The 9906-nt window shown below is 39.2% G+C and carries 8 protein-coding genes, 1 pseudogene and 1 CRISPR repeat array; of the genes and pseudogenes, 8 read left to right on the top strand and 1 reads right to left on the bottom strand.

Translation table 11 applies throughout. The annotated features are described in order from the left end of the window. The first annotated feature begins 316 nt into the window (after positions 1-316). From EWV84_RS06690 to EWV84_RS06655, 8 genes are all read left to right on the top strand, one after another. The gene (locus EWV84_RS06690) at positions 317-919 is read left to right on the top strand and encodes a Uma2 family endonuclease (RefSeq protein ID WP_287077330.1); all 603 of its coding nucleotides are present in this window, start codon (positions 317-319) and stop codon (positions 917-919) included. 15 nt (positions 920-934) lie between these two features. Next, positions 935-1966 (top strand): SAVED domain-containing protein, encoded by a 1032-nt coding sequence (locus EWV84_RS06685; protein ID WP_287077327.1) that lies wholly within the window; start codon positions 935-937, stop codon positions 1964-1966. A gap of 7 nt (positions 1967-1973) precedes the next feature. Next, complete coding sequence (locus EWV84_RS06680) at positions 1974-3398, top strand: Cas10/Cmr2 second palm domain-containing protein (RefSeq protein WP_287077325.1); 1425 nt, start codon at positions 1974-1976, stop codon at positions 3396-3398. A 10-nt stretch (positions 3399-3408) separates the two neighbouring features. Then, complete coding sequence (locus tag EWV84_RS06675) at positions 3409-4392, top strand: type III-B CRISPR module-associated Cmr3 family protein (RefSeq protein WP_286825756.1); 984 nt, start codon at positions 3409-3411, stop codon at positions 4390-4392. 144 nt (positions 4393-4536) lie between these two features. Next, the gene (locus EWV84_RS06670; protein WP_287077322.1) at positions 4537-4761 is read left to right on the top strand and encodes an AbrB/MazE/SpoVT family DNA-binding domain-containing protein; all 225 of its coding nucleotides are present in this window, start codon (positions 4537-4539) and stop codon (positions 4759-4761) included. Between the two features lie 136 nt (positions 4762-4897). After that, a complete protein-coding gene (locus tag EWV84_RS06665) occupies positions 4898-5725 on the top strand; it encodes an RAMP superfamily CRISPR-associated protein (RefSeq protein WP_287077320.1) in 828 nt (275 codons plus the stop codon). A gap of 19 nt (positions 5726-5744) precedes the next feature. Further along, the gene (locus EWV84_RS06660) at positions 5745-6152 is read left to right on the top strand and encodes a hypothetical protein (protein ID WP_287077318.1); all 408 of its coding nucleotides are present in this window, start codon (positions 5745-5747) and stop codon (positions 6150-6152) included. A gap of 5 nt (positions 6153-6157) precedes the next feature. Beyond that, positions 6158-7771, top strand: coding sequence for an RAMP superfamily protein (locus EWV84_RS06655; RefSeq protein ID WP_287077316.1), 1614 nt, complete (start codon positions 6158-6160; stop codon positions 7769-7771). A gap of 447 nt (positions 7772-8218) precedes the next feature. Continuing rightward, positions 8219-9420: direct repeats of the CRISPR family, unit length 36 nt; unit sequence CCTTACCTATTAGGTCAAATAGGATTAGTTGGAAAC. 185 nt (positions 9421-9605) lie between these two features. Here EWV84_RS06655 and EWV84_RS06650 read toward each other — a convergent pair. Beyond that, a pseudogene (locus EWV84_RS06650) lies at positions 9606-9906 on the bottom strand (hypothetical protein); the annotation flags it as partial.

The following is a 9906-nucleotide window of genomic DNA, read 5'->3' as shown; positions in this document are numbered from 1 at the left end:
AGACAATTTCAAGAGAGATAGGCTTTTAGTGGCTTGGGAACAAGCTTTATCAATTTATTCATAATAAATATTGGCAGAAGATTAAAGATTAGTTATTGTGACTAACCGTTTTGGTTAGAAAAAGATAAACTTGAGAATCTTCGGTCAAATTTATTGACTCAAAATCCGCTGTACTTAATTTAAATGAATCAACCCTAGGGTAGCGGGGGTGGAAGTTTTTTTAAGGATTTTTTAAACCCAAAAATCCCCCGATTCCGGCGAGTCATCAGTATCATGGATAGCAACAACAAGTTTTAGGTCTAATCCGATAAAAATCATGACCTACCTATCTCCTAAACTATTCACTTTTGAAGATTTTTTGACTCGGTATGGAGATGACCCACGCTATCAATTAATTGACGGGGAGTTGCGAGACGTGGAACCCACTAAACCTCATGAATCCGTAGCGGGAAAAATCGCAGGAAGACTATGGGGAAAAATTTTTCGATTACATCTACCCTGGACAATTCCTAAAAACTGTTTGCTCCGTCCAGAATCCAGTCAAGCTACTGCTTTACGTCCCGATGTCATCATTTTAGATGAAGTGTCCCTCAGCACCGAACCTCTCTGGGAAAAACAACCAATTTTAACTAGCTCCCAAGCAATTAAATTAGTGGTAGAAGTGGTTAGTATTAATTGGCAAGATGATTATGCACGCAAAGTTGAAGAATACTCATCTTTGGGTATTGCTGAATATTGGATTGTCGATTTTTGTGAATTGGGTGGCATCCCTTTTATCGGTAAACCCAAACAGCCTACTCTGACCATTTGTCAGCTAGAAGACGATGAATATCAACAAAAGTTATATCGTCTTTATGAGCGTATTAGTTCGGCAGTTTTTCCCGAATTGTCTCTATGTCTTCTCGATATTATGCCCTAACTTTCTAGCAAAAATATGCTGACCTCTCTGCAAAATGTCCTGAGTAATCTTCGTCAATCTCCCTACAATATTTTCTTTAATCCCCTCACCAATACTGGATTGGCCATCGCCGCTATTTTAGCACTAATTGCCGATCAATTTGGCCAGGGATACTATCTAATTTTTCTGATTACTTTGGCTCTAGTTATCATCGGTATCTGGCGAGAATCTCAGAAATACGACCTCTATAAACATCAAGCGATTCCTTTACCGATAGTGATTAAAATTGCTAATCCTGCCGATAGTAATAAAGCTCTGCAATCACTTTTTAATATCATCGAAACAGAAAATAAATACAAGGATCATAAAAATAATCTCGACAAGTATCTCAATATTAGCGAAACAGATTTAATTTTTAACTATTCCTGTGATATTTATGATCAAGAAATGCTGAAAGCTTTTCTGCAAATACTACGCTATAATCTAGAGAAACTTAAGAAAAAAACTCCCCAAAATACTATTATTTATCTTGCCTATATCGGACCGATTAGCGTCGCTATTATGGTCGGTACTATTCTCGCTACCGAAGGAGTAAAAATCTTTCAATATAATAAATCTTCTGATAGTTATTATCCTGTGGTGGAAATTAGCGATCGCAAACTAAAAGAAGGTATTAAGGAATACGAAAAATTTGAGGGTACTGTCACCGAAAAAGGTCAAGATAGAGTAACTATAGCCATCGATGTTTCTTCCCATAAAATAAATCTTAATGATGAGAGTATTGAAAACTACGGCGATTTAATTTATCTGAAAAGTAAAGGCAGTGGTACAATCGAAAGAAATGAAGATTGGCTACAATATTCTAGAGAAATCTTTACCACTATCAACAGCGCTCAAAAAAACAACTATCAAGAGATTAAGCTAGTTTATTCTATACCTATAACTTTGGGAATACTTGTCGGAATGTCCGTTCAACAATACTGGCCAATTCTCCTAACTCAATACGAAAATTCTACCTACAGAAATCTTATTAATCTTCAGGAATTTAAACTTTATCGAGGACAATAAAGACCAAATGACCTATACTGTAATTACCTTTGCTCCTGTGCAAGGATTCATCGAAAAATCCCGTAAACTAAGAGATTTATACGGTGGTTCTTTTTTATTATCCTATCTTGCCGATGCTATCTGTCAGGCAGCGGATCAATATCCTGAATGTAGCCTTATTTCTCCCGCTTTAATTGAGGTTAAAAGAGGAACTCCCAACCAAATCTTAATCGCGGGTAATTTTCCCAAAAAAGAGGCCGAACAAGTCTTCAATGACTCATGGCAAAAAGTAGTTAATAAGTGTCGGGTTTGGATTGAACAAAATCTGCCACAATACAATTATACTTGGCGACGAGAATGGAACCTATGGATTAATCATACTTGGGAATTCTTCTGGGTGCAAGAAGACTCGATCGATTGTGCGTTTAAAAGTCTGCAACAGAAAAAATATCAACGGGATTGGACGGGAATTAATTGGCAAGGAGAAAGTTCTAGCTTATCTGGTTCTGATGCCATTGTTTGGTATGGAATGACGGATAAAACCCATCCTTTATATTCTAGTATCTCCCAACAAAATCAGCAAATCACCGAATTTTATCAGCAATTAAGTCAAAAACTTTCTGAGGCTATTCTCGATGAAAACGAACGTCTTAGCATTCCCGAATTAGTCAAACGCATGATTACATTATATGATATTGGCAAGCCTTTAAACCTAGAACTTCCTAAAAAATTTGTGGAACTAAATCGCTACGAGGAAAAATTCTATACAGGATGGTTTCAAGGGGACGGTGACGGGATGGGAACCTATCTAAAAAATCTGTCCATCTCCTCAAGAAAAGAATTTAGTCAAAGAATGCGACAATGGGGAGAAGAACTAGAAAATCATCTTAACTTTGGTCGCATTATTTATGCGGGAGGAGATGACTTTTTAGGAGTTTTGTTTCGACAAAAATCAGAACCAAAATTAACCCTACAAGATTGTCTCTATTGGTTTGATAAATTTCATCGAGAAATCTGGCCAAAACATGGTTATTCTCAGGATATAACTGTTAGCGTCGGTTTCGTTTGGGCAGCTTCAGGAGTTCCTCAGCGAGACATATTGCAACATTGCCGCGAAGCCGAAAAATCCGCTAAAAATCAAGGTAAAAATCGTCTAGCTGTGCGAATCCTTTTTAACAGTGGTAACTATTTAGAGTGGGTTTGTCCGTGGCAAAACTTAAAAGATATCCTCGATAGTTATTGCGATCGCAGTGGAGGTAAAAACTGGACACATTTCTATAATGATATAGCAACTTTAGAAAATCGCCGCGCTTTTACCGATGATAATCATCATATTACCAATGCAGTTTTTAACCTTTATTTTAATCAAAATATACCCATCGATATCACCTCTCACAAAGATAAAAATAACTGGGTAATTAACCTCTCCAAAGTTGCCAATCATCTCACCTAAAAATAGAAAAATGCTGCCATATCTGATCATAATTAAACCTTTGGGATTTCTCTACGGTAGCGCCGGTCCCTTTCTCTCTCCAGAAAATCTAGTCGGACGTTCAGGAAATCGTTTTCCCCCCACTGCTGCCACAGTTTCGGGACTATTTGCTCACAGTAATCCCACCAATATTCGCGATTTACAAATTGCCGGCCCTTTTTGGGCAAACAGTGAACAACCAGATAACTTTTTTGTCCCCACTCCCTTTATTTATCTAGCGAAAAAACCCCTAGCAAATTATTTTCAAGACCAAGAAAGTAACGACAATGGGAAAATTCAACACACCTTAACATGGCAAGAAAAATGGCAAGAGAAAGACGGTAAACAAATTGAGGGAAAATTCGATCGAGATAGTTGGATTCCTATCAACCAATGGTATAATCCTCAAAAAGCCTATTGTTCCCCGTGGCAATATCATCCCCATCTCCATCCGCGTTTGTTAGAGGAGCAAAGAAAGGTAGAAACCGGGGAATTATTCCTCGAAAATGCCGTCCAGTTACATCCAGATGCTTGTCTAGTTTATTTGGCTAATCAACCCCTAGAAAATGGCTGGTATCGCTTTGGTGGTGAATCCCATCTAGTGGAAATTAAATCACTTGAATTAAGCAGCCATCTACAGACTTTATTTAATCAAGATGTCGGTCAATATTTTGCCCTCATTACTGCCGCAATCTGGGGAACAAATCGCCTATCAACTCGCAATCCCAGCGATTGGGAATTAGAAACCCTCAACACCGAAAGACCAATAACCTATCGTTATCGATTCGGAGGAAAAGATAAATTTAAGCGCTTATCTAGGGGACGCTATGCAGTTCCCGCAGGAACAGTTTATCGCTTAAAAAACCCCTTACCATCTTGGCACAATTGGCAGGAATCTTGGTTCCCCACCGAAGGAGTTTCCCTCAAACGTTGGGGCTGCGGATTAGCTTTACCCTTAGAAAATATTGCCAAATAAAGCCTATAATTATTGAGTAGGGTAAATTAGACGAGAATAACTGATACTAAATCCGTTGAGTATAGGCTACATATCAGGACAGGCACTCATGCAAAAGGTTGAATAAATAATTAGTTTTTAATAACCAGATTTAGTATGATAGCTATGGCAAAACTAAAAACCAGATTTCCTCGAAAAGCTTTATTAGGTTATCGAAAAAGTGGTAATAATCAAAGCTCACAAATTAGCGAAAATAAAATGCTGCGTATGTTTTTAGATTTTTTGGTAGAAGATGCCTTTAAAAACCCTTCTTCTCTTAGTCCTTATACAGAGGAAATGGCTAAAGAAATGGATGAATTATTAAAGGGTGTTGAAATTGATTGGGACTAAACGTATAGCTTTGTACTGCCCTAATATCCTAAATACCACGATCAAATATTAACAAAATCTTAGAAAATCCTGACATTAATGTTAACCTAGTTTAGAATAATCCCTAAGCATCTAAAATACTCACTTTTACCCAAAAATGTATCACAAAAGTTATGGCATACTTGAAACCCTAGCACCGCTTCATGTGGGAGCAACCGCAGGAGAAGAAACAGGTAATCTTAACCTCATTTTTCGCGATCAATTTACCCAAACAGCAATTATCCCCGGTAGTTCTATTCGCGGCCGTTTTCGTGCCGATATGAACAATATAGATGAAAAACGTACATGGTACGGACACGAAGCAATCCCAGGACAAGAAGACGGAGGAACCACCGAAGCAAAAGTTAAATTTGAATATGCTTCCCTCGTTTGGTTGCCGGTATTTTGTCCAGGACAGCCGATAATTTGGGTCACTTCTCCCCTATTATTAAAACGCTACAAACAAATCACGGGAATCTCTGCAAAAGTACCCAATCCTTATACTGCTTCCCCTAGCTTACAAGCGCGAGTAGTGCAGGGAGTTAACCGCAATAGCAAAGTTTTATTTTTTAACTTAGGATTTCTCGAAATTGAACACTTAGAGGAGCTTTCTTCGTGGATTCCCTCGCAAGCGGATTTAAAAGCTTCTCAATTAGTCGTCGTTGATGATAACGATATATCCATGCTGCACGATATGGCACTCTACCGACAAAGCCGGGTTAAACTACTAGAAGATCAGAAAAAAGTCGATACAGAAAAGGGAGCTTTTTTCAATGTGGAAGCTTTACCCGTGGGTAGTGTTTTAGTTTTTCCCATTGCTGCCAAAGAAACAGGATGGCAACCTTTTGGAGAATCGGTAAACCAAAAAGAATTATATTTCGGAGGATTAGAATCCATCGGTTTTGGTCGTTGCCAAGTTACTATTTTAAACTACGCTAATCAATAATTACATTTTATCTAATATTATGGCTTGGAAAGAATACAATCTCGATCGCATTGCTCAGAAATTAGTTCTGGCTGCCAAACTACGAGACCGAGATTCTCTCAATCAATCTTTTAAAATGCGTGAATCCGTTTCCTATGGACTAGAAAGATTTTGGGGTGAACATCTGCGCTTACAATCTAAGGAACCCAATAAAGCACAATACTGGAAAGAAACTTGGGATAAATTAGTCGAAACCATGGCAGAAGCTGGGATTCCTATCCCTAACGATACCGTACAGGTAAATGATACCAAATCCGTTCAAGCAATGGCAGAAAAACTCTGGGAATTAAAGCTAGAAGACCAGAGAATTACCCTCGCTGTTTTAACGCAACTATGCGATTGTTTAGTTTGGTGGACCCAAAGATATAAAGGAACAAAGGAGCGATAAATTATATGGTTAATATTCCCGATATTGGTAACAAAATTCCCCTGATGTTTCGCGCACAAACTCAAGGGCGATCACAATTACAATATATTGATTCTGAAAAAGATGAAAATGATAGCCAAAAATGGGTAAAAGAATGGATAGAAAGGGTCGATGAAAATTCTCCCCAATTTGGTGAGGAAGTAAAGACCAAAGAATATCAAATCTCGTGGCGATTCGTCACTAATGGGGGACAAGATGAAGGAATAATTCGGCCTGTAATGGGTGCTTATGGCATACCATTTTATCCCGGTTCCACCATGAAAGGAGCCTTTTGTCAAGCTTGCACCCCCGAACAAAAACAACGTTATCACCTCGAAAAAGATAGCGATAACCCTAGTCTTTTGCGCTTCCATGGCGGTTATCCCGTTAATGATTGGACGGAAAATCTTTTAGATATTGTTCACCCGCAACAGGGATGGCAAGTAAAAACCCAAAACACTCGACAAAAACCCGGTGGAGAAAGTGGTTTTGCTTTAATTTCCCTCTATCAACCTACCCTAAAATTTGGCATTTCTAGCTTAATAGAACAAGCGGATTGGGAGGAGATTTGGACTATCTGGGAAAGAGCTTTAGAATCTGGTCTAGGATGCCGTGTTAGTAGCGGTTACGGCTTGCCAAAAGACATTAAACCTTCAAAAGAACCTTTATATAAATGTTTTCTGAAAGGGCAAGGAATGGCTCCTAAAAGCCTCGATGGTGAAAAGGAATTTCGACCCAATATTTTTCGAGGAGCAATTCGCAGTCATGCCTTGCGTATTTTTGGCGGTTTAACTGATGCTAAAAATGCCGAAAAATTAGTTAATCAGCTATTTGGAGGAATTGACAGAGAAGCAACTCAAGGTTTACTAGCGATCGATTTTCGTGTCAACTCTCTAGAGTTAGGAACCTTTACCAATGGTTACAACGAACCCACCTACACAGTAACAGGAGAATTGCGCTGGATTATCACCCAATCTCTCCCCGAAAACCAGCAAGAATGCTTAAAAAAATTAATTCGTTTCCTCACTCGTTTTGCTATGTTATTAGGAGGATTTGGTAAATCGTGGCGACGAGCAGATCATAGTATTTTCTATGAGGATTATTATCCTAATAAACCCTTAATTGGCTGTCATTGGCAATGGGGGGATAAAAGTTCTTTAATCAACGATAATAAAGTCAGAGATTTAACTCATGTTCATCCCTTTATCAAAGATGTTCGCACTATTGCTAAAGAATGGATGACCTTACAAAATATCCCCATCACTCCCGATAATAGTGCTAACTGGCGAGAAAGTTGGCATCCTAAAAAAGTCGAGGTTTGGGGAAGAATTGCTGAAGATAAAGATGATTCCCTAGCCATCAAATGGCTTCACAAAGCCTATCAAAAACTGGATAATTTAAGTATCTATAAAACCTCAGTGACAGGAAGTATCAATCAAATTGGTCGTCTTTGGCATCGAATGTATCCCCAAAATAATCATCAATACCTAGAATTGTTAACAATTTTTCCTGATGACTCTGATGATTGTGCTTATTTTCTAGGTTTTCTAGACGAGAATAATGGTAAAGAGAGCAAATTTCAAAAACTTTGGCCGAAATAATCCCGTTCAAAGTTAAGTACCGCGCGCAAAATTAATTACACATTTCGATAAAGCTTTTGCCTTTTACCTCGACCAGATGCGGAAACTATACGCTAAAGTAATAGAAAGGGTCAATCCTCAAGAGGATGATGTACGCTTCTATGGGATTTCCAAAGAAGCAGTCTCTAGGGTGTTGGTAATTGGAGGTTCTCCTCCTCAACCACCCCCAACTGTCTATATCATCTAGCTTGTCCCCCAACTCTTGGCTGAAAATCGATGCAGCCTCTCCCCGACTCCCAAAACCCCGATTCTCTGGTTGAGGTGTGTCGATTGCTCTCCCAGTCAGGGTTCTACCCTTTGGTATCGGGACTTTTACCCCCCCACTACCACCTTTTTACCCTATGGATTGCAGGTGCGTCGATTTGGGTGTCTGTCTTCCCCTCTCGATAAGGCTTTCCAAGGGGTACTCCTTACCTATTAGGTCAAATAGGATTAGTTGGAAACCAATTACAGAGTATAGCTCTTCTTGCGATGGCAGTGTCTGTCTTCCCCTCTCGATAAGGCTTTCCAAGGGGTACTCCTTACCTATTAGGTCAAATAGGATTAGTTGGAAACAGGATACTGTATGCTGCGGTTGAGGTTTTATAGTTCGCCTCCCTTACCTATTAGGTCAAATAGGATTAGTTGGAAACAAAGCAACGTGGAATAAAAACCCTACGAAACCTCCTACCTTACCTATTAGGTCAAATAGGATTAGTTGGAAACGATTATTAAAAAACTAAACTATTGATCAAGAGATGATCCTTACCTATTAGGTCAAATAGGATTAGTTGGAAACCAATGTACCGCGGGTCATCACCAACAAATGCAATAGCCCTTACCTATTAGGTCAAATAGGATTAGTTGGAAACTCAAGATTGATTTCGATCACATCGGCGTATTCCGCATCGGCATCAGCCTTACCTATTAGGTCAAATAGGATTAGTTGGAAACCGTCTAAGTAAAGTGCTACTCCTATTATTGATAGGGCGATACCTTACCTATTAGGTCAAATAGGATTAGTTGGAAACGGTTAGTAAATTACTTTGTTACCTCCTCCGGGCAGGGCCCCCTTACCTATTAGGTCAAATAGGATTAGTTGGAAACGGTTGGATAAACGTACCAAGGCATCGACCCTGTAGCCCCTTACCTATTAGGTCAAATAGGATTAGTTGGAAACTTTGATCGCCTCACCAAGGACTCGCTTGTTAGCAAGTGCCCCTCCTTACCTATTAGGTCAAATAGGATTAGTTGGAAACGAGTCCCATTTCACCAATCGATTTTGGAAGTTGAACCTCCTTACCTATTAGGTCAAATAGGATTAGTTGGAAACTCCTGAGGGTCTTTGGTTGGTTTTAACCATACGTATCCTTACCTATTAGGTCAAATAGGATTAGTTGGAAACTTTAGGGATAGTAACAGCATTATCGGCTAACTTAGCAGCCTTACCTATTAGGTCAAATAGGATTAGTTGGAAACGTATGGAGAGCTACCAATGGTTTGGATGAGACTGCCGATTTCCTTACCTATTAGGTCAAATAGGATTAGTTGGAAACGTACGCTGTTGAATGTTAACTTTTGCAGTTAACAGATATCCTTACCTATTAGGTCAAATAGGATTAGTTGGAAAACAGAAAAAGGGTTTCTAAAAGAAACCCTTTTTCTAATAAATTGTGTCAAATATATCTTGACAAAAATCGATAAAAATGTTAGAACCTAACGGCAATCTTCGCTTTATTGCATGAGTAGAAAAGGGGTTTCTCCGAGAAACCCCTTTTCTGCGATCGCCAGTCAAGGAAAAACCCGATAATTTCCCCTATTCCCTGGGATCAAAATCTGGCAGCGTCCCCAGCTTGCGAATGGTTACTTTAACATCCATAGACAAAAAGTCATCAGCATCACCAAACCAAGAACCGGAAAGAGGAATGATTTGACTAGGATGACGAGCGATCGCCACTCGAATTAAATCAAAGCCAGCGGTAATTTGATTCGTCGGATCTTGACATCCTCGCCGCCGTAAAACGGACGGCGATTCCTCACCACGCCACCTTTTTAGAATGGTCGCTGAATGGGGTTGACGCTTCACGGGATGCTGCTTCTTTAACAGAAGTCTTACG

Source organism: Microcystis sp. M_QC_C_20170808_M3Col, from assembly GCF_007095505.1.
Taxonomy (GTDB): Bacteria; Cyanobacteriota; Cyanobacteriia; order Cyanobacteriales; family Microcystaceae; genus Microcystis.
Note: the sequence above shows the minus strand (reverse complement) of the source record. Positions and strands in the feature narration are given on the sequence as shown.